This window comes from Leptolyngbya sp. PL-A3 (assembly GCF_039962325.1).
GTDB lineage: Bacteria > Cyanobacteriota > Cyanobacteriia > Elainellales > Elainellaceae > Vacuolonema.
The window spans coordinates 196,200-220,681 of record NZ_JAMPLB010000004.1; the positions used below are offsets into that span (position 1 = coordinate 196,200).

Consider the following 24,482-nt stretch of genomic DNA (forward strand, 5'->3'; position numbering starts at 1 on the left):
TTTAGCGGTATTTATAGGTAGGGCAGGTTGACTCAAGCGTTATCACAAAGTTTTTGTCGATTTACCTATTGATTTGAATAGTAGGTAGTGCTTTAAACGTATGAATGGGATGTAGTGGAAGGGGCACGAAGCGCCCCTTCCACTACATCCCATTCATACGTTAACCTCAGTTCGGGATAAGCTGAAGTGCTCATTTTGGCGTGCGCAAAGCGCACGCCAAAATGGGCGTTTTCGAGTGCCGCGCGTTGCGCGGCACTCGAAAACGCCCTTAACCCGAACTCAGGTTACGTTAAGGCATGATCACTACAGACCTGAGGTAAGAAACCTGGCACTTTCGATAGGGGCGATCGCACAAATCACTCCATCATTCCATTGCAATAGAATGATCCCCTATCGATACAGCCAGATCTAACGATTTTGTAAAAGCAGATACAGGGACAACCTTTCACCCCCCGTAAGGTGCTGACTAAATGTGGTTCATGAATCTCCTTCAAACACTCCACAGTTTTCTGCTTGCTCGTTCTCGATATTTAAGGACTTCCCTCCATGCCTGAAGTAACCACTCCTGCCCACCAGACAGGTGACTTTTTCGTTGATTACGAAGAGAAAGTATTTCCTGATGTTCAAGCTGAGCCGGGTGAAAAAGCCCTGGTAACGTTCCACACCGTTGCGTTCGAGGGTTCGATTGGGTTCGTGAATCTGCTGCAAGCCACGCGTCTGATCCGCAAAGGGTTCGAAACTTCGGTGTTGCTCTATGGGCCAGGGGTAACTCTGGGGGTACAACGGGGTTTCCCCAAGCTGGGCGATGCGGCATTTCCAGGCCACCAGAATTTCAACAACCAGTTGGTAAAAGTTATGGAAGAGGGTGGCAAGGTTTACGCCTGCCGCTTTGCCCTGCAAGCACTCTATGGTCATGGTGAACCGTCGCTCATTCCCGGAATTCGGCCCATCAATCCCCTGGATGTGCTGGACTTGGTGCTCATGCACCGCAAGGATGGCGCACTGATTATTGATACCTGGACGCTCTAATCAACACCTGTAGGGGCGAATGGCTATTCGCCCTTACCCACGAAGTTCATTGTTAAGACTGGGCAACCTATCGTTTACCCAAAAGATTAAAACCCTGGTTTAGAGCCAGACAAACGTAATTTGCCCTAGCAGACCGTTAAACACCCGTTTCGTGTTGCGGTGTCTTTGTGATGCCGAACTCATCCTCGCTTCTCACACACGAACTTATGTTGGATTATTCCAAAACCATTCGAGCCGCAGCCGTACAGTTGAGTCCGGTGTTGTATAGTCGGGAAGGGACAACGGAAAAGGTCTTGGAGGCGATCGCCCAGGCTGCCAAGGAAGGCGTGCAACTGGCGGTTTTTCCTGAAACCTTCATTCCCTACTATCCCTATTTCTCCTTTGTACAACCCCCTGTTTTGATGGGGGCCGAGCATATGCGGCTGTATGAGGAGGCGGTGACGGTACCGGGTCCTGTGGTGGACGCGGTCAGCCGGGCAGCGCGCTCCTACGCCATGGTGGTTGTGTTAGGGGTGAACGAGCGTGACGGAGGATCGCTGTATAACACGCAGTTGATCTTCGACGCGGATGGTTCCCTGTTGATGAAGCGGCGCAAAATCACCCCTACCTACCATGAGCGCATGGTGTGGGGTCAGGGCGATGGGGCTGGCTTAGCGGTACTGGATACTGCGGTTGGTCGGTTGGGGGCTCTCGCCTGCTGGGAGCACTACAACCCCCTGGCCCGCTATGCGTTAATGGCACAGCACGAACAAATTCATTGTGGGCAATTTCCAGGTTCGATGGTCGGCCAAATCTTTGGCGACCAGATCGAAGTCACCATGCGTCACCATGCGCTTGAGTCAGGTTGCTTTGTAGTCAATGCAACGGGGTGGCTCACACCCGAGCAAAAGCAACAGATCACCCCCGATGAAAAATTGCAGAAAGTTTTGAGCGGTGGCTGTTACACCGCCATCATCAGCCCGGAAGGGGTGCCCTTGTCGGCCCCCATTACCGAAGGGGAAGGGATGGCGATCGCCACGCTTGACTTCTCCTTAATCACCAAACGCAAGCGCATGATGGATTCGGTGGGTCACTACTCACGCCCCGATCTGCTCAAGTTGCAGGTAAATCAAAGCGCCTGGAATGTCATGCAAGCAACAACAGCTATTCCCGCCGGGGCTATCCCAGCCCTTGAAGAATCTCCTGCGCTCAATATGCCTTTGTCTAACTCTGTGGAATCGGATGCTACACGCTGATTTCTAAGTTTTGAGCTTCTGAAAATCTGTAATCCGTTCCTGGGTGCTGACGACACAACGCTGAGTATCCCTAATTTCCTATTGGCCCATGAATAAGCAACGTCTGATCACGGAATTGCAGTCTCACGGTTTGCGATTGGTTGATCCCTCAGTAGGAGCCTCAGGGCGAAAAGGGGGAGCCGGGCCATCGGATCATAAGGCGGTGATGATCGATGGAACCACAATCATGGTGCCCATCTACACGGAAACCGCCAGCGAGTCTCCCTTCCTGGCACGAATTAAGGCTGACTCCCAGGTGGTTCTGGAACGGGAAACCGAGGCGATCGCCCCCATTTCCTTTCCCCAACAACCCAAGTTTTATGGGCTCACGACTGCCGATGGCATTCCCTACTGGAAAATAGCCTTGCTGCACAGCCAGGATGTGTTGGCGACCACGGTGCTGCAAACCTGCATGCGCTATCGCAACAGCGACACCGTTTGCCAATTCTGCGCGATTGAGAAATCCCTGGATGCAGGCCGCACTATCGCCCGCAAAACCCCCGATCAACTGGCCGAAGTCGCCGAAGCGGCCGTCCGGTTGGATGGGGTAAAGCACATGATTATGACGACGGGTACGCCAAATACCAGCGATCGTGGGGCCGCTTACCTGACAGAGTGCGCTCGCGCCATCAAAGCTCGCGTCAACCTTCCCATCCAGGCTCAATGTGAACCACCCGATGACTTTGTCTGGTTCGAACGCATGAAAGCGGCAGGTATTGACAGTTTGGGTATGCATCTGGAAGCCGCCGATCCCGAAGTACGTGCCCGCATTATGCCCGGCAAAGCAGAAGTGCCACTGAACCATTATTTCAATGCATTTGAGGCAGCCGTCAACGTGTTTGGACGGGGACAGGTTAGCACCTACTTACTGGCAGGTCTGGGAGATAGTTTAGAGACGTTGGTGGAGATGTGCGATCGCCTGATCACCCTCGGTGTCTATCCCTTTGTTGTTCCTTTCGTTCCCATTAGCGAAACCCCTCTGGCAAGCCATCCGGCACCCAGTACTGATTTTATGTTTGCGGTCTATCAGCGAGTGGGCGCACTGCTGAAACAAGCCCAAATGTCCTCCGGAGACATCAACGCCGGATGCGCCAAATGCGGAGCCTGCTCCGCCCTCTCCAGCTTCGAGAAATAACACCCAATAACCTCACGAAAAATTACTAAGAAAAATCCGCCCCCAACAGCACATAAACCTGATCCCCTCCCACCGATGCGAAGCGCCACATTCACCTCCCACCGATAACCCCTTAGCGCAAGGGGGTCTGGGGGACGGCGCCCCGTTCCCCCAGTCGGGGGGTTTGGGGGGCGACGCGCCCCCAAGCAGGGTTCCCAACATCCAACCTTTACCCTTTACCCTTTATCCTCAAGCACCATAGCCCCATGTCCCCAAATCGCTACAGTTTCGAATTAGCGCGATCGCCCGAAGACATCCAGGCCTATTTCGACCTACGACAAGCCATCTTTTGCGAAGAGCAAGGCTTATTCGCAAGCAACGATGAGGACGAAATTGACAACACCGCCTACCCCATCATTGCCATCGATCACGAAGCCCCCTATGACCAACGAGTTGTCGGAGTCGTGCGGATTTATGAGACACAACCCCGCTTCTGGTATGGCGGACGATTGGGCGTACATCCTGACTATCGGCGGGTCGGGCGCATTGGAAAAGGGCTGATCCACAAAGCCGTGACAACAGCCAACACCTGGGGTTGCGATCGCTTCCTCGCCACGGTTCAGATGCAAAATGTTCGCTTTTTCCAGCGGTTGCACTGGGGCTCCCTTGAAGAGATTGTGGTGTGCGATCGCCCCCATCATTTGATGGAAGCAGAACTGGCCCACTATCCCCCCGGCACAGAAGTTCGCCCCATGTTGTCTCTAGATCGCAAGGTGTCGTAATGCTGAGGGCGATCGCCGCTGAATTGAGCCAGGCTTTGGGAATTCTGCACAAGCAGGATATCCAGCCGATCGCTTCCCATTTGGGACGTTGGGTGCCCGATAGCTCCACAGCAACTCCCATTCTGTTAGGCGATGATTGTGCTGCCATTCCCGATGGGCAAGGTTATTTGCTGTTAGCCGCCGAAGGGATGTGGCCCACGCTGGTGGATGCTGAGCCCTGGTTTGCCGGGTGGTGTAGCGTTTTGGTCAATGTCAGCGACATCTACGCTATGGGAGGTCGCCCCATCGCAGTTGTGGATGCCTTATGGAGCCAATCGGCTGAAAAAGCAGAGCCAATTTGGGAGGGAATGCTGGCGGCATCCCGTGCCTTTAACGTCCCCGTTGTGGGCGGTCATACCAATCTGCATAGCCCCTATGATGGTCTTTCCGTAGCTATTTTGGGACGGGCGCGATCGCTCATCACCAGCTTTCACGCTCAGCCCGGCGACGCACTCCTGCTTGTTAGCGACTTTAACGGCAAACCTCATTCCAAATATCCTTTCTGGGATGCTGCGACCCAGGTCGACCCGCTCACGCTCCGCATGAATCTAGAATTGCTGCCAACCCTAGCCGAAAAGGGCTTATGCGATGCAGGCAAAGACATCAGCATGGGTGGATTAGTGGGCACTTGTTTGATGCTAATGGAAACCTCCAGGTGTAGTGCTGTGTTGAAGTTAGATGCCGTACCCTGCCCGGCGGGTATCTCTCTGGAACAATGGCTTTTAAGCTTTCCCAGTTATGGATTTTTGCTCAGTGTGCGCCCCGAAAGGGTGCCTGAAATCCAGTCCCTCTTTCACAAACGCAATCTGGTTTGTGCCGTCGTTGGGGAGGTGACGAAATCTCTGGAGAATGAGGGAGCCGAGCACACTCTAACACTCCAATTGGGTGACGAATCCTTACCATTTTGGGACTTTAAAGCAACGCCACTGATGGGTTTTTCAACGCAAGCTCCTTAAGCTGGCTCTACCACCATTACCGTTTCAACAACTCCAACATTCCATGTCCGCTTCTGATCTGTTGCGTATTGCGTTGCTCACCTATGCCACTAAGCCTCGTGGGAGTGTCGTTCACACCCTGGAAGTTGCTAACGCATTAACAGCATTAGGGCATACGGTTGGGGTCTTTGCCCTCGACAAGGACGGACGTGGGTTCGAGCGATCGCCCCAATGCACGACCCACCTGATTCCTACGGCTGCCGCCCCTACCGGAATGGATGCGCTGATTCAGCAAAGAATTCAAGAAATGATCAGTGGCTTACAATCCGTTGCGCAAGAATACGACATTTATCATGCTCAGGATTGCATTAGTGCGAATGCTCTCTTGCAATGGCGCGAGAAACCTCAAAGCGTTCCTATTATCCGCACCATACATCACGTTGAGGATTATGAAAGCCCATATTTGCAACAGTGTCAGGAACGCTCAATTTATGAACCTGATCTCTGTTTTTGTGTGAGCGATCGCTGGCAACAGATCCTCAAAAACGACTACAAAATTGATGCCCCTCGCGTTACAAATGGCGTGAATTTAGACCGTTTTTCCCCAGTACCATCTGGACAAGAAGCTACCCTGCGAAATTACTACGACCTGGTTGGCGCACCCATCTTCCTCACCGTTGGAGGCATCGAACCCCGCAAAAACTCTATTCGCCTGCTGCAAGCTTTTGCCCAAGTGCTCCAGCTCTACCCCAAATCCCAACTTGTCATTGCAGGCGGTTCAACCCTGTTTGACTACCAGTCCTACCGCGAGCACTTCTTTCAAACGGCCCAAGCATTAAACATCGACGTGGGGCGATCGCTCCTCCTCCCCGGCAACATTCCCGAAGCCGACCTTCCTGCCCTGTATCGGCTGGCCGACGTCTTCTGTTTTCCCTCCCTCAAGGAAGGCTGGGGGCTCGTGACCCTGGAGGCGATCGCCTCCCACCTCCCCGTCATCACCGCCAACACTTACCCCTTCACCGAGTTCCTCACGCCCAACCAAGCATTATTAGTCAATCCAGAAGACCCGGAGGCGATCGCCCAGGCCATGCTCACGGCCCTAAACCCAATCCTTACCCAATCCCTTGTCCAAAATAGCCAAAGCATTCTTTCCCAATACACCTGGCAGCACTCTGCCCAACTTCACCTTAACCACTATCAGCAATGCCTTCGCCGTAGAAACGAGAATTAAGACGTTGTTTTTTGTACACGAGGCCCACGCAACAACCCTTCCAGCACGCTCTAGAACCGAGGGCAGGGAAACCGACAGAGTAACTCTGTCTACTACCAAGCCCATCTCCCTATTAACTCATCCCCTATCCATTTCTTACAAAAACTATGCCCGAAATGCACTTCCAAATCCAATGGCCCGACGGCACCCAGGAAACCTGCTATTCGCCATCCCTGGTCATTAAGGACTACTTTGAACCCGGTACCCTATATGACCTGGTTGATTTCGTGGAGCGATCGCGCACCGCTTTAAACATTGCGAGCGATCGCGTTCGAGCAAAATATGGGAGTCCTTGCGGGCTCGCCCTGGGGCAACTCCGCCAGATCGAAACCCGCGCTGCCAAATACCAGGCCCTCGAATCTCCCAAAGTCAACGTCCTGGAATTTCTTGAATAGCCCGAGGCTTCAGACGAATACTGTTCTAGACCTGTGGATAAGGTGAAAGGGGCACGAACTGCCCCTTTCACCTTATCCACAGGTCTAAATGCCCCCTCAAACTTGCCTGGGTCGGCCTAAGGTCGTGATATAAATAACGGCTTCATCAGCCGGGATGCCCAATACCTCGTTGACCTGGTCATCAAAGAAGCCCGCGATCCCACTCACCCCAAGATTCAGGCGAATAGCCGCCAGGTTAAGGCGCTGGCCTAGATGACCGGCATCCAGGTGGAGATAGCGGTAGGCGCGATCGCCATACACCTCCACTGCCTTTGCCAAATCTGCAGTATGGAACACCACGGCAGCAGCATCGCGACCTAGATCCTGCCCCAGACAAAGCCGATGCAGCTCTCGCCGAAAATTCTTAAAGCGGATCTGGCGCAACTCCTGCGCTCTAGGAGCGTAGTAATAGCAGCCTTCCTCCAAACCATCCACTCCGGAGATAGCAATGAAGGTTTCAATCAGGCTGAGGTCAAAGTAATCGGGGGCGCGGTCTAACCCTTGCTCTATGGAGTTTTCGGGCTGGTAGGTGAAATCGAGCAATTGGCGTAACTCGTTAAGGGTTAAATTTTGCCCAGTATAGGCGCGGGTTGAGCGACGCTTGATTATCGTTTGCTCCAGCCCCGTCAGATTTTCCCCCCATTCAATGGGCATACAGACCGTAGACACCTTCAAACAGAAGGGAAAATTATATTTGTCTTGAACCGGTTCTGGAGGCTCCGTAGACCTGGGGACAGGAAGCGGTACTGGTTTTTCGATGACCAATTCAGCGTCTGGAGGAATCTGGCTGCTGTGGTGCAGGCGAGCCAGGAGCTGCCCATCAGGAATTTCGGGGAAATCCGTCTCTTTGGGGGAGGGTAATGCAGTTTTGGCAGGGGAAAGGTTTTGATTCACCTCCAACAGGTCAGCTAGGGGAATGACGGCGATCGCTCCCTCCACACCCGGTTCCAAATACAACAACTGATTCACAGCTTGATCGACAAAACCACCCATCAGGTGAGGACGGTAGTCATGCACAGCACAAGCCAGCTCAAGATTACCTAACAGATGCCCACTATCGAGGCAGATGCGGCGGTAAGCTCGGTCGAAATAGCGCCAGGCTGAACGGGCAAAAATAGCTGTAGTGATCAACGCCATCTGCGTGTTTTCTAGCGAGGGATGCCAGAAACACGCTTCCTGAAGAGACATCCACACTCGATCTTCCCAGAAGTGGATGAGTGAGTGAGTTTTGGGTTGGTAGTGATACAGTCCGGGGGGCAGGTCTGGAGTTCCCCGCGAAATGAGATAAATTTCAGCCGGATACAGGCCCCCAGCAGACGGTGCAGCCCTCAAATAAACGGCCTCACCACTCATTAACGTGGTTTTGTAAGTTAGTCCATAGGTGTGGAAGAGTACCCGAGAGAGCCGCCGCCAAAGGCGATCATCCTCGTCGGTTGTCGTCAAGTAGGGCCGCAAGTCGTAAGTTGGGCCTAGTTTGTATTCCTTGAAGGGAATAGGCTGTCGGTTCCAATCAGGTTGGGGATGATTAGCGACCGTATCAGGGGCGTACTTGGTACGCTCGTGGTAATGTTGCGCAAGGGAGCCGGGATGGTTAGGCATAGCCACTCAAAAGGCTGCTTCTCTCTACCAATCTTGACATTCCTAACTCAAAATTGGGGTACTGTGCGTTTTTTATTGATAAGCTTCTTTTATATTTCTCCAATCTATAGCAGTACACAAGTGCGTTAAGTACGGTAGTGTGGGGCACAAAGTGCCCCACACTACCGTACTTAACACGCATAGCGCTATAGGGAGGTGCGAGAGAGGAATACGGGATAGCGTCCCACAGCCCTCTCGGGCCTCAGGCATGCCTTAAAGGTTGTTTTTCGTAAGCGAAGCACACGAAAAAACAACCTTTAGAACAAACCTTAGAGCGGAAAATGCTAGATACACCAAAGCGAGAAGCGCTACGTAACCATAACCTCAGTTCGGGATAAGCTGAAGTGCTCATTTTGGCGTGCGCTTTGCGCACGCCAAAATGAGCGTTTTCGAGTGCCGTGCAAGGCGCGGCACTCGAAAACGCCCTTAAACCGAACTCAGGTTAACCATAGTCTTGTATTAAAAATCAGGCTCCCTTTCTGCCTTTGTAGCGGTAGCAAGGGAGCCCAGTTTCAATCTTGCAAGTGGTGTTTTGTGCCACGCACAATTTTTTGCAAACCCTAACGTAAGATTACTCGTGAGCGATGCCATCCGGCATCAAGGCTCCCATAAGATTGGCGTTTTGGAAATTGGCTCCATTAATCCGGGCGCTCAGCAACAAGGCCTCTGTCATATCTGTTTCACTCAAGTTGGCCCAATTCAACCGTGCCCGATAAAAGTTCGTTTTCCGGAGAGTGGCTCCTCGTAACGATGCCCAGCTAAAATTGGCATCCCGCGCACTGGCATAGCTCAGGTCGACGTTAATCAGGCTGGCACTGGTCAATCGAGCTCGACTCAAATCAGCCTCTCGCAGGTCGGCTTCCTCCAGGCTGGCACCATGCAAGATGGCATTGCTCAAATTAGCAGAGGCCAGGATTGCCTCGTTGAGCAGGGCATTGGAAAGGTTAGCATTCTCCAGGGATGCACCTGTTAAATTCGCTCCGATGAATTTGGTACGATTGAGGCAAGCTTCACTCAAATTAGCTCCCGTCAAGTCTGCCCGATCGAGGGTAGCTTCTGCCATGTTTGCCCCTTTCAAGAGCGCCTGGGTCAGAGTTGCACTGATTAATTTAGCTCCCCGCAGCCCAGTTTCAGTCAAATCTGCTTCGCTGAGGTTAGCGTGATGTAGCTCTGCACCAATCAGGTTGGCCTGGGAAAGCATAGCCCCCCGGAGATCTACCCCCGTTAAATTGGCCTCTCGCAGGTTGGCCATGACCAAATTGGCCCCTCGCAAGTTTGCGCGGCTCAGATTCACTCGGCGTAAATTGACGTCCCGCAAGTCTCTCCCACTCAGATCAGCTCCAATGAAGCTCACCTCACGAAAGTCTCGAATACCTGTGGAATAGTGACTCAGTAACTCCTGTACATCCATAATGTTATGGCTGGATTATGCATTCCGTATTCTTTTAGAATTCCCCATATCCTGGACAAATCCCCCAAACCGTAATCTGGGGCACAGAGCCTAGTAAAATTACCTATTCTCTGAAAAAAGTTAGAAAGGGGCCTTTGATTATAATCGCTTATGTTTTAAAGAAAAAGCGGGGCTCATCTTACAACTACACCAAAACCAGAACCTATGCCTCTGATTAATTGGGTATAGGACTTCATTCTACGTCTGCTACTTAACCCCACTTGGCATTACATTGTGCCGTTACCAGATAGAGACAAAATATGAGTCCTGTTCTTCAAAAGAGTAGGCAGTTCTTATGCTTAAGAGATTTCCGAGAAAGAATATCCCCATCTTTTGGGGAAGTTCTTTTCCAGAAATCACCTTAGTTGAGTCGAACCAGCAATTCTCAGTATGGGCATCAAAGCCAAGAGTTCACGCCCTACGGGCGTGAACTCTTGGCTTTGATGCCCGAAAACCGCGCGCCAAATGCGCGCGGTTTTCGGGCCTAATTTCAAAATGAGAATTGCTGGAGTCGAACTGATGGGTAGACAAGATATACACCGTTTTTATATAACTTGTTAAATGTTAAATGCTTCTTGAAAGGTAGATTTTTTCACCTCCAGTCCGCCCTTTAAAGAAAACTTTCGGACTTCCATACTTCAATACTCTGGGCAGTTTTTTGAAACCCTTGATTTTGCGTGCGCTTCGCGCACACAAAATCAAGGGTTTCAAAAAACTGCCCGAGCTAATGATACTTAGAATCCAGCACCAAAACCCAAAAGGATGATTTGTCAGCTGCTTTGAAACAGAAAAATCATTTTTTTGGGCTTTAGCTTTAGAAATATGCAAAATATGGCTACATAAGGAAAACCTAAGGAGATTTCCAGTAATGAAATTACCCCCAGAATGTTGGTGCTTTGCCCGCTTCGCGAGCAAAGCACCAACATTCTGGGTAAATTCTTATGCAGAAACCTCCTAAGTGTTCAGTTCTCGGAATTCTTCAAGACTTGGAAATCTAATTCTGTTGGGCAATGTCGGCAAATTTACCAAAGTAATGATTGCATATCTGAAAATATATACACATAATCATTACTTCCTGTCAGTAATTCGACTTTATTAAACATAAAGCCCAGAGCGTCGTGCCATCAACTTCTTAGGTAATACAACATTCCAGGTTTATGTTTGATTGTACCTACTCGCCTGATGTAGTCGTTTGTATATAAAAATCTCAATGGCTTCCTGAGCCGCCAGGTGAGTCCATTCGATCCGCTTCTCAAGAAGCATCTCATAAACGACTGAGTAGCACCGTCCATCGGTTTATGACTTTTGGTTGCGGCAAACTCAAACCTCAGATTGGTGTTGAATCTTTTCAACTCAGGCATTGTGTTGACAGCACAATTAGCTCATCATTTAGCTTTCAGAGTCTTTGGGAGCGAAAGAATGGTTTAGCCAACGTGCCATTTATGTAGAACGCATGGGAGAAAGAAATATGCCAGATCAGGTTTATAACAATACTCTTCCAGAAATCGATCCAACCGAGGTTGAAGATTCTCGTGCTTTTCCTTCCGAAGAGCATCGATCTTTTCTGGAAAAGGTAATGGTTCAGGGTGGACTGGCCGATCTGTACGATGCCCGCGATATTACCGAAGTTGTGTTCCGCACGATGCGCGACATGATGACCAACGAGGCGGTTGAGCACGTTGCAGAGGAACTGCATTCTCCCTTGCAAGAAAACGACAAGGACAAAACTCTTTACACGGCCACTCCATTGGCCACTGAGGTAGAGGATCTGTGGGAAGATACCAATCCTATCGTTCACTTCCTCAGCCGCATTCGCCCTGCCCTGCACATCCGGGATACGACTTTCCTGTTCCGGATTAAACAGGAAGCAGGATTACCTCCTCAGGTTGAAGTTGAGCAAGTGGTTAAGGCAGTGTTCTCGGCGACGAAGGATGAGCTTTCCCAGGAGCGGGTTCAAGAGGTTGCAAGCTTCCTGCCTGGCAAAGTGCTTGAACTCTGGCAGCAGGCCTAATTTCTCGCATTCTTTGCAAAGATGCCATGAGTGCCGCACAAAATGCGGCACTCATAGGAAACTAAGCTAGGTTTGAAGGTGGAGGGTACGTCACACTCTCCACCTTCAAACCTAGAAACGCTTAACCTGTCGAGTATCAAGGGTTGCTTTAAGGAAATTTCCAGATAAGAACTTCCCCATTATTTGGGAAAAAGGCGCGGCTTCGCCGCGCCTTTTTTCCAAATAATGGGGATATTGTTTCTCAGAAATCTCCTAAGGTTGTTGTAGCACATGCTGCATGTACGGGAGAGACGACCTTTCCAGGTAATTTTGAATAGCTCTTCTACATTCTTGTTGTGTATGACGTGCAAAGCACACCATACACAACAAGAATGCGTTAGATATAGCGAGCTTGTGTAAGCCCTATTTACAAGAACGTCTTAATAGCGGCTTTGGGTGTCGTAACAATCTTCAGCCAGCTCAGGTGTGACGCTAGCAACTCCAGCGTGTACTAGCAGGGCCCCGACGGGTTCAAGCCCCAGAAACAGCTCGCGGCAGGACCTGTGGAGCGATCGCCCTCCAACATTCGCATTTGTATGGCTTGTCCTAATGGCAGTAGTGTTTGTAGGCGATCGCGTGCTGCTTCCCCACCTGGTTGCCCTAACTCGGGCGCATCCACACAGGCCAGATTCACCGTTAGGGATTGTTGGCGATCGCTCACCACAACCGTATCACCATCTTCTACCCGAATCATGGTGGGTAGTTGGTTTCGACCAAGCTCTTGTGTTGATTGGAAGGAGCGCAACGAAGGTGCAGCCTTATCACCAGGAGCCTGTTGCCCAAAGGGTATGTTTTGACCCAGTATGACCCAGGAGGAGTAAGCTAATGTCAGCATCAACCCCATCCCAATCATGTAGATCGATCGCGGCATAAAGGAGTCCTCCAATAAAGGGAGCAGGCTGAATGCCAAACGTTCAGAGCTTGCTCAGTTATGCAAATCGGCGAACTTAGTCTGCCATTGCCGGGAGAGAGGTGCGATCGCATTTCAAAATGTGCAACAGCCTTTATTGCCTTCTCTCATATCTTTTCTCATGGTTCGATTAAAGAATTTTTGATATGGATTGACACGGTTTCCGCGTGTTATGGCCTTCACACAAACTATCTACTTAACCTCAGTTTGGGTTAAGGGCTTTTTCGAGGGGCGCGCCTTGCGCGCCCCTCGAAAAAGCCCATTTTGTCGTGTGCATAGCGCACGACAAAATGGGCTCCTGAGCTTATCCCGAATTGAGGTTACTTAAGTTCGGACAGTTTTCCTGAAACCCTTGATTTTGCGTGCGCGAAGCGCACGCAAAATCAAGGGTTTCAGGAAAAACTGTTCAGAGTATTGGACTCAATACAGCGTTTTCTGATCCAATGAGGTACGAGAGAGTGGCATGGTGCAATGCGCCGCACGATTGCACAGTATGGTTCTTCAACCAGAGCTCATATTACTGGCCCTCTGCCTTTTACTAGATGCGCTCGCCCCTCTTCAGGCGATAGCGTAATACTTTCACCAAACGAAAAGCCTGCCTGTTTCCTACACTCATGAGCATGGATTTCAGCACAATTCTGAATCAAAAGCGTGACACGATTGTTGAACGGTGGACCAGGTCAGTTTTCGAGGATCAAGACATCGAAGCGACCAAAGAACTAACGTTTAACGCGGTGCGCGATAGCCTGCCAAGGGTTTTGGAGTCGCTCGCTAGCCTACTCGCCGAAGGCAAGTTAGAAGATTTTCGAGTCATTGATGAGGCCAGCTTAGAACATGGCGTTATCCGAGCTCAGCAGGGATTCGAGCCCGCAGAAATTGCGCGGGAATACCGACTGTTGCGTTCTGTCATTTTCTCAGAATTGGAAGACGACTTAATTAAGGCATCTCCCAAGGAAGTGCTGTGGGCCATTCGATTAATTGACACGGTGGTTGATGAAGCGATCGCCCGTTGCTTTGACAGCTACACCCAGGGTCGTATTGAAAATTTAGAAAAACTCAAAACACAGCTACAGTTAACGAACCAGGAACTCACGCGTTTGGTACGCGCCAGTCAAGACAATATGTCGAAGCTGGCCCATGAACTCAAAACTCCGCTGACATCCATCATCGGGTATGCCGATTTGTTTCTGCGTCAACAGCAAAACCCTCATCCCAAAGATTCCTATGCTCATTTAGAAAGCATTGAGCGGGTATTGCGCAGTGGTCGATTACTGCTACGACTGATTAATGACACCCTACAACTGCAACAGAACGCCGGACAAATCAAGCTCAAGATCGCTTCGATCAACCCGTCAGATTTAATTCAAGCCGTCCTAGAAATTGTTGAGCCATTAGTTCGCAATAAAGGTTTGGAGTTAAAGGTGGATTGCGATCGCATCCCTCAAGCCATTCAAACCGATCCCTTACGCCTACAGCAGATCCTCACAAACTTGCTCAGTAATGCGATACGTTACACCGAAAAAGGATACGTTACCGTTTCTGGCGAAACCCTAGAAGATGACTGTTGGTCAATTACGGTTACGGATAGCGGCATCGGCATGACCCAGGATGACCAAAAACACATCTTTGAACCCTATTTTCGCGTGGGTGACATCCCTGCCTCTGTACAAGATCAGGGAACAGGTTTAGGGCTGGCAGTTGTGGCGCAGTTGGTCGAGTTATTGCAGGGCAAAATTCTCGTATCGTCCCAGACCGGTGAGGGCTCAAGTTTTACGGTTGTCTTCCCTATTCAGCAGAATTCGGGATTGTAGGTAGGTAATCATGATTAAGCATAAAACCCAGAAGGGTGTGGCACCTGTTTCGCAAGCGCCACACCCTTCTGGGCCTTCTCTCATACAAAGGGGGTGCGAGCTAAGCTCGCATTCCCTTCTCCAGGATTTTAAGCCTTTAGGGTTCCTACATACCGCTACAGTAGGGGAAAGACCCGTTCTATCCATACCCTTATGGAGCTTTTTGAGCAGCATCGCCAGCATGTAACCCAGACAGAAGCGCCCTTAGCCGCGCGAATGCGGCCGCGAGTGCTGGATGAGTACATTGGGCAAGATCACATCTTGGGGGAAGGACGGCTCCTGCGTCGGGCCATTCAAGCCGATCAGATTTCTTCGCTAATTTTCTATGGGCCGCCGGGAACAGGTAAGACAACCCTGGCAATGGTAATTGCCAACACCACACGGGCACACTTTATTTCCATCAACGCAGTATTGGCGGGGGTAAAGGAGATTCGGGAGGCGATCGCCACTGCCCAGGAAAAGCGCGGGATGTACGACCAGCGCACCATCCTTTTCGTTGATGAAGTGCACCGCTTTAATAAAGCTCAGCAGGATGCTCTATTACCCTGGGTAGAAAATGGCACGGTTATTCTGATTGGCGCAACGACAGAAAATCCGTACTTTGAAGTCAATAAAGCTCTGGTGAGTCGATCGCGCATCTTTCAATTGAAGCCCTTGGGCGATCGCGACCTGGAAAAGGTTTTGCACCAGGCTTTACAGGATCGTGAACGGGGCTACGGTCAGCTAAAGGTGCAGATTGCCCTTGATGCACAAGCGCACTTGATTAACATTGCCAATGGCGACGCCCGTGCCCTGCTGAATGCGCTGGAATTAGCGGTCGAAACCACTCCCCCTAACGCCGAAGGTATTGTTGCCATTCCCCTCGCCGTTGCGGAAGAATCCATTCAGCAACGGGCCGTTCTCTATGACAAGGAGGGCGACGCCCACTTCGACACGATCAGCGCTTTCATCAAAAGCCTGCGCGGATCTGACCCTGATGCTGCATTATACTGGCTGGCCCGCATGGTCTATGCCGGGGAAGATCCACGCTTCATCTTCCGGCGCATGCTGATTTTGGCGGGAGAGGATGTTGGTTTAGCTGACCCCAACGCAGTCGTGGTCGTTAATGCCTGCGCTCAGACGTTTGATCGGGTGGGAATGCCTGAGGGACGTTATCCTCTGGCACAAGCCGCGCTTTACCTGGCAACTTGTCCCAAATCCAACAGCGTCATGGGCTTTTTCGATGCTCTGGCAGCGGTTGAGCAGGAGCGGGAAGACGATGTGCCTCTACATCTGCGGGATGCCAACCGGGATAAGCATAGCTTTGGCCACGGACAGGGCTACCTGTATCCTCATGCCTACCGCGATCATTGGGTCGAGCAACAATATCTCCCTGGCAGCTTGCAGGGCCAGGTCTTTTATCAGCCCTCCAATCAGGGCTATGAGGATGAAATTCGCATTCAGGTGGCACGGCGGCGAGAAGCACAACTGGCCGCTCTCGTTGATGGCAGTAGTGCCTTACCCGAAGTGCTCACTTTCAGCCCCACCGATCGAGGGCGCGATCGCTGGCTCCAACGCACCCTCGACCAGACTGGAGAGCGCCTGGCAGACGTGCGCGATCGCCTCTTCACCCTGGCACAACCTCAACGTCACCATGTTCTTCTGACCTTAAATGCGAGTAGCGGCCTCCTCACCTGGGAGGCGGTGCGGCAAGTACCCGAAGGCTCTGTATACGCTCAGGTCCAGCAGCAAACCGACGCGATCGCCCTCCAAGAGCAGGCCGGTATGCTCCCCGAACTGAACCGTCCCATCGTTTTAGAAAGTTCCTTACTGGATTTAGCGACAATTCTTGATCAGCAAGCACCCACTCTAAAATTTGATGCCATCCTCGGACGCAACATCCTGTCAGCCGAGCAAGAGCGGGAGGAAATCGCCCAATCCCTCCTTCAACGCCTGCAACCGGATGGCTCCCTGATTCTGGCGGAACCCGTGCCGCGTCTCGGTCAACGTCTGTATGACCTGCTAGGACCGAAAGTCTTAAAAGCCACATTACACAAACGCCTGGTTAAAGCCGAAGAGGTCATTTACACCCAGGGCAACGCCGGAACTTTGCATTGGGATGTGGCGGATTGGCGATCGCTCTTTGAAACCCTCAACGCCACAGCCGACATTCAACTTGACATCCGCCCCACTGACCTTCGTATCACCTCAGAACTCCTCGATCGCTGGTTTCAACCGGGGCAAGGACGCCCAAGCTATTGTGATTATCTGTCCAAAGCGCTTTCGAATGAGGAAATTACGACGGTACAGCAGGCCTTTGTGCGATCGCTACAAAACCAGACCGTAGGGTGGAAGGGGGCGATCGCCTATATCACAGTTCATGTTGACTCAACAGACCGCTAATGTGTGGATGGAGTGAAAGGGGCACTTCGTGCCCCTTTCACTCCATCCACATGTCTAGAACATGATCATTTCTGCAAGCTGAAAGAAGATGTCAAAATCGGCATAATAGGGTACAGAATTACTATGGCGATCGCTCTCTAACCGCTTATGACCGACCTCTCACGCCGCCTCAGCACATTAGAGCTGAGCCAAAGAATTCTGGACATGGGACGCACAGGTGTCTACCGAGAATCAGTGTTTGAAGCGCTTCAGCCCTACGCCACCAAACGGCAGATTCGGGAGGCGATCGCCCATGCCAAACAATTTGGGTTGCACTCTGTGGCCCCTATGCGTGATAGCGAGCTGGGCACTTATTACCAGTTAGATTTAGCAAAATATCAGAGTGCCCAGCCCACTCTTAAAGAAACGCTACCGCTCATGCAGAAAGGTGACCTGGCCCAGCAATTACTACAACAGAATCAGGCGCTAGAGCGAATGTTGACATTGACACAATCGTTCTGGATGGTGCTGGCGATCGCCGGGGTGAGCAGCATCCTCATCGGATGGTCGCGCTTCGGCTTCGGTGCATTAAGCGGAGCTGTTAGCGTTGCGGTTCTGTGGGGCATTCAACGGCAAGTATCTCGTTAGTAGCAGCTGAAATGCTCGTGAATATGAAGCATCTCGTAAAGAATAAAAGCCTTTTTTATAGGAGGTGTGGCTTAGCTACTCCTTCCATAAAAAACAGGCTTTTATTCAATTTGCATTCCTAAATGCTTCTTTAAAGAAAAGATAAACACATTTCAGTAAAAATACTCCTTCCGATTGTTGTTCATAAGCACAAATACAGTAGGATAATTTTGTCAATCGTGCCTTCCCTTATTTTGTAAATAGAAGTAACGAACCCTAAAGAAAATGTGAGTTTCCGCAAGTTCTGAAAATAGGCCGTGCTATCTTATAAGTATCGAATCAAAACCGCCAGCAACCCTATATAAATGCTGGTCTATAAATAACTCTGGTGAAGCTATCGGCCAAAGCATAAAGGCCGATTTCTAGAGACCTCCATAAATCACCAAAGGCTCTGAATTCTTTGAATTCAGAGCCTTTTTTAAATAGTACTTACAAACTCATGAAGGCAAAGCGGTTCTATAGAAGCTATACAGAATGGGAACCTACAAAGATATTTCTCTATGCAATCACTAGAGTTCCTATCAAAACGATCTGTTAGCTTACTTAATAGAAAACATCTATCTAAAGTCAGAAACAAGCCCTTCTAACATGAAGGAATATAAATCTCTTCTTTAATACCTATTACGGCTATAGCTTTAACAGTTTGATCCGACAAAAATTGGCATTTTGGCAACGTTACCGACATGACAAAAATTCTTTAGGTGTTTTTGTACCAGAGCACTTTTATTCCCAACTCTTAAAACTCTGCAATATCTCTCTACTCAAATCCTGTTTATAGCAAGTAAAGTTAAATGCTTATCATAAGCATTTAACCCGACATGATATTACACACATAGCAATCCCCTCTGGTGCTGTCGCATCGTGACAACACAAGAGGGGATTGCAGTTGACTAGCCAGGAAGGTAGGTGTCTTCCACATCCCTTTCCTGGCTTAAGTAAAACCTAGACGGCAACGCCTCTTAATTTCTGGGTGCTCTCAACCAGACTTTTAGCAAACGCATCCAAGCGTTCTGCTAATTTCTCATCCACCAGGTTGTCGTCGGAGTCAAATGCTTTCCAAGCCTGCCCGATCGCCACCTGCTCAGGGATAACCCAACCATGAACCCACCGCATAATGACCCGCAGATCATTCAGCGCATTACTGTTGGATTGGCCTCCCAGCACACTGATTAGCCCCGTCACCTTGTTGGATAGCTCGTCGAAGCTCAGGAGATCTAAAGCGTTTTTCAGAACCCCACTGACACTGCCGTGATACTCCGGTGTCGCCAGAATTAAGCCATCTGCTGCTTTGACGATCTGTCGCAGGCGAGCCACATCTGGGTAGGCGCTGTAATCATCGCCACCGTCACAGAAAGGCAAATTCATCGTCCGTAAATCTAATACTTCCACTTCAGCTCCCAGAGCTTTAACCCGCTCCGCCGCTAAGAGTAGCGCCCGTTGGCTGTAAGAATCTGGACGTAAACTACCACCGATGCCAATAATTTTGACCATAAGAAAACCCAAGAGTTAGGAGAACAAAATGCGCGTTGCAAACTGGGCAGTTTATCCCGCAGAGCCCGCAATGAAATGACGATTCAGCACGGCTCATCAGCTCTGATCTGCCTAGAAAACACGGAGAAAGGTTCGTTAATGACTCATCTTTGGCAAGTGTCAGCAACAAAGATCGAGCATTCGAAGTCTTTCTTAAGTTGTATGTACTCTTTATCATACCACTAAGTCATACTCATTACGACTATGTCTAATGAAACTGATTTAGGTCTCTATTCCGAACGTTAGTTTTGAAGCCAATACTCTTGAAGTAAAGTCCTATTAATAAAAGCGATAGGGCTGGCTCATTCGCTATTAGTGCGACACTAGTTGCTTTCCTGCCATAGCCCATTGGGTAAGGTTACACTAGGCATATCGTGTTGACGGCAAGCGTGAACTTATCTTGGGTTTGTATTGCAGAAACCCATCAACTAGTATTTCCGGCTGGATAGTAAGAAGGCTCATTTGCGTTATGACAAGGTCTGACAAGCAGGAACGGGTTTTTCAACGGAGTAACGACACTCAGGGGCATACCCATTCGCTGTCCAAACGGCGATCGCCCTCTAAAGCAGCCGTGACCTCAGGAGCTGTAACCGGCATCTGGTTGCTTCTACAAAGTATTCTCATCGCCCCCCCAGCCTTGAGTCAGACACCGACCCAAAAAGAACCCCTCGGCTACACCGGGTTGATTGAAGCTATTCAAGAAGATCAGGTCGAGCGGATCGAACTGGATCAGGTGCGCGGCGTTGCCCAAGTTCACTTCAAGGGGGCTGACGCCAAGCAACCGGAGGAAGTCCGGTTGTTCGCCAACGAAAGCGATAATCAGCCGATTATTGAAGTCGCCCGGAAAAATGGGGTCGAGATTGATGCTCAACCCTCGGCGGATAGTGGAGCGGTTGCGTGGTTGTTGAGCCACGCGTTACTTGCATTTCTGCTGATTCTGGGGTTATTAATGATCCTGCGTCGCTCAGCCAACGCCTCTGGCCAAGCGATGAATTTCGGCAAATCCCGAGCTCGCTTTCAGATGGAAGCCAAAACTGGGGTAATGTTCGACGATGTGGCAGGTATCGAAGAAGCGAAGGAAGAATTACAGGAAGTCGTGACCTTCCTGAAAAAGCCTGAGAAGTTTACGGCCATCGGAGCCAAGATTCCGAAAGGCGTGCTGCTGGTTGGCCCTCCAGGGACAGGTAAAACCCTGTTGGCAAAGGCGATCGCCGGAGAAGCCGCTGTTCCCTTCTTTAGCATTTCTGGTTCTGAATTTGTGGAAATGTTTGTTGGGGTGGGAGCCTCTCGCGTCCGTGACCTGTTCCGTAAAGCAAAGGAAAATGCTCCCTGCATCATTTTCATTGATGAAATTGATGCGGTGGGCCGTCAGCGGGGCACCGGCATTGGCGGCGGCAACGATGAGCGGGAACAAACCCTGAACCAGCTCCTCACAGAAATGGATGGGTTTGAGGGCAACACCGGCATCATTATTATTGCGGCAACAAACCGACCAGATGTGTTGGATTCGGCCTTGCTGCGTCCTGGACGGTTTGACCGGCAGGTGATGGTGGATCTGCCTAGCTACAAAGGACGGCTGGGCATTCTGCAAGTTCATGCTCGCAATAAGAAGTTGGAGCCGGAAGTATCGCTGGAAGTGATTGCCCGTCGTACTCCTGGTTTCTCGGGAGCTGATCTGGCAAATATGCTCAACGAAGCGGCCATTCTGACGGCGCGGCGGCGAAAGGATGCGATCGCCACTCAGGAAATTGACGATGCGATCGACCGGGTTACCATCGGTATGACCATGAACCCGTTGATGGACAGCAAGAAAAAGCGCCTCACCGCTTATCACGAAGTTGGCCACGCGCTGCTGATGACGCTGCTGCCCCATACCGATCCACTCGATAAAGTGACGATTATTCCCCGCTCGGGTGGTGTAGGTGGCTTTGCTAAGCCCCTCCCCAGTGAAGACAGTGACTTTGGGCTGGAAACCCGCGCCCGTCTGCTAGATCTGATCACCATCTTCCTGGGTGGTCGGGCTGCGGAGGAGGAAATCTTCGGCCATGATGAGGTAACTCAGGGGGCCTCCAGCGACCTGCAAGCGGTCGCTGACTACGCCCGTCGCATGGTTACCCGCTATGGGATGTCAGATCTGGGTCCCTTCGCCCTGGAATCGGGAAATAGTGAGGTATTCCTGGGACGTGACTTGATGGTGCGCTCTGAGTACTCCGAGGAGATCGCCACGAAGATTGACCAACAGGTGCGATCGATTGTGATGCGCTGCTACCAGCAAGCCCGCCAGATCATTCGCAACCACCGCCCCTTGATCGACAAGCTGGTAGACATGCTGATTGATCAGGAAACCGTGGATGGCGACACCTTCCGCAAAGTCGTGTCGGAGTACACAACCCTGCCAGAGAAACAGCAAACGCTGTTATCTAAGGCTTAATTGACTGATACGCAAAAACTAGAAGTGGCAATTCTTCGAGAACTGCCACTTCTGGTCAGCGGTCTGAGCCACGTTGATGAGCTGAGAAGTCAAACAAATACCCGGTGTTTCTAAAAAACACCGGGTATTTGTTTGGCTAGTACGCTGAGGCGGAAATATATAACCTATTTGTCTGTGGGGGTGCGAAGCACCCCCACAGACAAATAGGTTACGGACTTATGCCGTAGCCTACTAGTACGCTGAGGCGGAAATCCATCACCTATGTTTTGTGTGGGGTGCTTCGCACCCCACACAAAACATAGGTTGTGAACTTAGGCCGCAGCCTACTAGTGTAGAGGCCTTTACGATTTGCAGACGTTATATTAAGCCGATCGCAATTCCTGTAATTGCAGTTCCGTCATGTGGTGGTAGAGCTTCCAGCAGTACTGCTCAGGCAAACCGCAAGTCACCGCTCCTCGCATCACGACCTGAAAGTACCAATCATTGGGAGCGTGTTCCTCTCCCAATTTCTCCGTCACGGTGTAAGTGCGAACGTTGTTATATCGCTTGCCACCGCATTGCACCGTGATGAACTCATGGTGGTAACCCTGCTCCCGAATATCAAGAGGTTCGCTAAAGCGCCAGGGCAGGCGATACAGAACACCTTCTACTTGAGCCGTCGGGTCAGGCACGATATCTAATACACCACAGTTGCGAAACGCAGAGCGGCGATAAAACCCCAGCCGGTAACCGGACAACGTAGCATGACCGATGACATGGGGATGAGTGGCCTCACCAACCGTACGCTTCAAATCCACAGGGCACATGCAGGAGCCATAGGCAAAGTAATAGAAGCTTGGCTCAGAGGGGTATGTGGGTGTTCGGGGGCGATCGCAAATGAGTTCCATCATCATTTGGTGGGTGCAATGAACAACTGGACAACTGCACTCCGTTACCTTCAGATTCTATGCCACCTTTTCCAAAAAGTCACCTATCCCGATAGCCTAACCGTAGATTCTTCATAAAAACAGACAGCAAAACCTCACAGGAATCAGCATTGTGAACAGGGACGGTAGGAGCCATGCCATCCGGCAAAATTCTCAAAGCCTCACCGAGTAAAGATTATGGCTCGCCATAAGAGAACTCCAATTGGAGATTAACTCGAATGTATTGTTGAGCATAATCTACGGTAGTTCAGGGGAGATTTATATTTTCTCAAATAAGCCGTCATAACAGCGCTTTTCAACGCTTAAAATCTGGTTGTTTTGTAAGAGCAGCGCTCCGCACGGCTCTTACAAAACAACCGTGGCTTGATTCAAGCGCAAAGCACTGTAATAGGACTTACGCGTTCTTGTTGCATGTAGTGTACTTCGCACATCACACCTAACAGGAATGCGTAAGTCCTGGTTAACAAAGCAAACCTCAACAACTGGCTCCACTTGCCAACACAAAATCTCCAATCACCCGTGGGTAATTGGAGTTTATTCAAAGCGAAGCAAACTAATTAGCCAACAAACTCTTTACGAGAAGCAGATACTCCAGCAGACTCAACGCCTTTCAAGTAAGCCAGCATGGTGTCAGCATCCGAAACTTCGAACGGATCAACGGGGCAGTTGTCGCCGAACTCTTCTTCAATGAAGATTTTCTCAATGTTGCCGTCGTTGACGAGCATAGAGTAGCGCCAAGAGCGCATCCCAAAGCCCAGGTTAGACTTATCGACCAGCATACCCATCCTGCGGGTGAAGTCACCGTTTCCGTCGGGCAGCAAGAATACATTCTTAGCACCTTGCTGTTTGCCCCACTGGAACATCACGAAAGCATCGTTCACTGACAAACAAATGATCTGGTCAACCCCATGTGCTTGGAACTCTTCGTACAGTTCTTCGTAGCGAGGCAAGTGGCTGGAGGAGCAGGTAGGAGTGAACGCACCCGGCAGAGCGAAGAGAACAACCTTCTTGCCGCTAAAGATTTCTTCCGTGGTCAGATCTTGCCAGCGGTAGGGGTTGGGGCCAGGAATAGACTCGTCCCGTACTCGGGTCTTGAACACAACGCTGGGTACACGGGTGATAACGGCCATATTTTTTTACCTCGGTAGGTCTCTCAATGTTTCGTTACTGGACTTAGAAGTAAGAATAATTCTGATTTAGGAATTAGTCAATAGTCATACTGACTTAAAGAAACAAATTATTCAGAATCAAGAGCAATATCTATAAAGGAAGTGTTATGATTAGTGAAATAAGCGTGCAAAGGATTTATCAGTTCGGACGGCCAAGGGAATGAACGAACAGTCGAGCCATATTATTGAATTGCTGAAAGCCAAGGGCCTACGAGTTACGCCACAGCGGTTTGCGGTGTATGCCAACCTGTGCGGCCGAGGCGACCATCCTACCGCCGAGCAATTATTGACAGACATTAATCAGGACGTTCCCATTGCGTCTCAGGCCACCATTTACACTGCCCTACAAGCGCTTCAGAACGTAGGGCTAGTGCGAGAAGTGCTGCTTGAGGAGGGAGTCGCTCGCTACGACGCCAACGTTCATCCGCACCATCACTTCCGCTGCCGATGCTGCGGCGAGATTGAAGACATTGCCTGGGAAGTCTTCCAGGGGGTTAACTTGTCGGCTCTACGGCCGGGTCTGAAGGCAGAACAATACGAGGTTGCAGTGCAGGGAGTGTGCGATCGCTGCGAACCTGCTTCCATCAATGCATTCGCTTAACC

The 24,482-nt window shown here is 50.5% G+C and carries 19 protein-coding genes; 13 read left to right on the top strand and 6 right to left on the bottom strand.

The genetic code is table 11. The features are described 5' to 3' along the window. Window positions 1-546 precede the first annotated feature (546 nt). From NDI52_RS05540 to NDI52_RS05570, 7 genes are all read left to right on the top strand, one after another. Window positions 547-1,029 (top strand): MSMEG_0572/Sll0783 family nitrogen starvation response protein, encoded by a 483-nt coding sequence (locus NDI52_RS05540; RefSeq protein WP_190772951.1) that lies wholly within the window; start codon window positions 547-549, stop codon window positions 1,027-1,029. Between the two features lie 206 nt (window positions 1,030-1,235). Beyond that, window positions 1,236-2,264 (top strand): Nit6803 family nitrilase, encoded by a 1,029-nt coding sequence (locus NDI52_RS05545; RefSeq protein WP_190772952.1) that lies wholly within the window; start codon window positions 1,236-1,238, stop codon window positions 2,262-2,264. Between the two features lie 88 nt (window positions 2,265-2,352). Next, window positions 2,353-3,438, top strand: a complete 1,086-nt coding sequence (locus NDI52_RS05550) for an MSMEG_0568 family radical SAM protein (protein ID WP_190772953.1) — start codon at window positions 2,353-2,355, stop codon at window positions 3,436-3,438. Window positions 3,439-3,683: 245 nt separating this feature from the next. Continuing rightward, window positions 3,684-4,199: an MSMEG_0567/Sll0786 family nitrogen starvation N-acetyltransferase gene (locus tag NDI52_RS05555; protein WP_190772954.1), complete on the top strand. Its 516-nt coding sequence runs from the start codon at window positions 3,684-3,686 to the stop codon at window positions 4,197-4,199. Beyond that, complete coding sequence (locus NDI52_RS05560) at window positions 4,199-5,194, top strand: sll0787 family AIR synthase-like protein (protein ID WP_190772955.1); 996 nt, start codon at window positions 4,199-4,201, stop codon at window positions 5,192-5,194. The genes NDI52_RS05555 and NDI52_RS05560 overlap by 1 nt, the downstream gene beginning before the upstream one ends. Window positions 5,195-5,237: 43 nt before the next feature. Further along, window positions 5,238-6,404 (top strand): MSMEG_0565 family glycosyltransferase, encoded by a 1,167-nt coding sequence (locus NDI52_RS05565; protein ID WP_190772956.1) that lies wholly within the window; start codon window positions 5,238-5,240, stop codon window positions 6,402-6,404. Window positions 6,405-6,550: 146 nt separating this feature from the next. Further along, a complete protein-coding gene (locus NDI52_RS05570; protein WP_190772957.1) occupies window positions 6,551-6,838 on the top strand; it encodes an MSMEG_0570 family nitrogen starvation response protein in 288 nt (95 codons plus the stop codon). A gap of 96 nt (window positions 6,839-6,934) precedes the next feature. On the opposite strand, the gene NDI52_RS05575 is transcribed toward NDI52_RS05570, so the two are convergent. Both NDI52_RS05575 and NDI52_RS05580 read right to left on the bottom strand, forming a co-directional pair. Then, window positions 6,935-8,476: a SagB/ThcOx family dehydrogenase gene (locus tag NDI52_RS05575; protein WP_190772958.1), complete on the bottom strand. Its 1,542-nt coding sequence runs from the start codon at window positions 8,474-8,476 to the stop codon at window positions 6,935-6,937. Between the two features lie 610 nt (window positions 8,477-9,086). Beyond that, entirely contained in the window at window positions 9,087-9,926 is an 840-nt protein-coding gene (locus tag NDI52_RS05580) for a pentapeptide repeat-containing protein (protein ID WP_190772959.1), read from the bottom strand. A 1,507-nt stretch (window positions 9,927-11,433) separates the two neighbouring features. Here NDI52_RS05580 and NDI52_RS05585 point away from each other — a divergent pair. Next, window positions 11,434-11,976 (top strand): DUF2267 domain-containing protein, encoded by a 543-nt coding sequence (locus NDI52_RS05585; RefSeq protein ID WP_190772960.1) that lies wholly within the window; start codon window positions 11,434-11,436, stop codon window positions 11,974-11,976. A 490-nt stretch (window positions 11,977-12,466) separates the two neighbouring features. Here the strand turns inward: NDI52_RS05585 and NDI52_RS05590 are convergent, their stop codons facing one another. Then, window positions 12,467-12,886, bottom strand: a complete 420-nt coding sequence (locus tag NDI52_RS05590; protein ID WP_190772961.1) for a hypothetical protein — start codon at window positions 12,884-12,886, stop codon at window positions 12,467-12,469. A gap of 653 nt (window positions 12,887-13,539) precedes the next feature. Here NDI52_RS05590 and NDI52_RS05595 point away from each other — a divergent pair. The 3 genes from NDI52_RS05595 to NDI52_RS05605 all read left to right on the top strand — a co-directional run bounded on the left by NDI52_RS05595 (window position 13,540) and on the right by NDI52_RS05605 (window position 17,784). Continuing rightward, window positions 13,540-14,736: a sensor histidine kinase gene (locus NDI52_RS05595; RefSeq protein WP_199307843.1), complete on the top strand. Its 1,197-nt coding sequence runs from the start codon at window positions 13,540-13,542 to the stop codon at window positions 14,734-14,736. A gap of 192 nt (window positions 14,737-14,928) precedes the next feature. Continuing rightward, window positions 14,929-17,157 carry an AAA family ATPase gene (locus NDI52_RS05600; RefSeq protein ID WP_190772962.1) on the top strand — a complete coding sequence of 743 codons (2,229 nt, stop codon included), beginning with the start codon at window positions 14,929-14,931 and terminating at the stop codon, window positions 17,155-17,157. Window positions 17,158-17,304: 147 nt separating this feature from the next. Continuing rightward, window positions 17,305-17,784, top strand: coding sequence for a hypothetical protein (locus NDI52_RS05605; RefSeq protein ID WP_190772963.1), 480 nt, complete (start codon window positions 17,305-17,307; stop codon window positions 17,782-17,784). Between the two features lie 981 nt (window positions 17,785-18,765). Here NDI52_RS05605 and NDI52_RS05610 read toward each other — a convergent pair. Next, window positions 18,766-19,314 (bottom strand): NADPH-dependent FMN reductase, encoded by a 549-nt coding sequence (locus NDI52_RS05610; RefSeq protein ID WP_190772964.1) that lies wholly within the window; start codon window positions 19,312-19,314, stop codon window positions 18,766-18,768. Between the two features lie 508 nt (window positions 19,315-19,822). On the opposite strand from NDI52_RS05610, the gene ftsH reads away from it, so the two are divergent. After that, entirely contained in the window at window positions 19,823-21,784 is a 1,962-nt protein-coding gene (ftsH, locus tag NDI52_RS05615) for an ATP-dependent zinc metalloprotease FtsH (protein ID WP_190772965.1), read from the top strand. Between the two features lie 362 nt (window positions 21,785-22,146). Here the strand turns inward: ftsH and NDI52_RS05620 are convergent, their stop codons facing one another. Both NDI52_RS05620 and NDI52_RS05625 read right to left on the bottom strand, forming a co-directional pair. Then, window positions 22,147-22,677 carry a gamma-glutamylcyclotransferase gene (locus tag NDI52_RS05620; RefSeq protein WP_190772966.1) on the bottom strand — a complete coding sequence of 177 codons (531 nt, stop codon included), beginning with the start codon at window positions 22,675-22,677 and terminating at the stop codon, window positions 22,147-22,149. Window positions 22,678-23,267: 590 nt separating this feature from the next. Beyond that, a complete protein-coding gene (locus NDI52_RS05625; RefSeq protein ID WP_190772967.1) occupies window positions 23,268-23,840 on the bottom strand; it encodes a peroxiredoxin in 573 nt (190 codons plus the stop codon). Between the two features lie 199 nt (window positions 23,841-24,039). Here NDI52_RS05625 and NDI52_RS05630 point away from each other — a divergent pair, with 199 nt between their 5' ends. Continuing rightward, a complete protein-coding gene (locus NDI52_RS05630) occupies window positions 24,040-24,480 on the top strand; it encodes a Fur family transcriptional regulator (protein ID WP_190772968.1) in 441 nt (146 codons plus the stop codon). The last annotated feature ends 2 nt before the right edge of the window (window positions 24,481-24,482 follow it).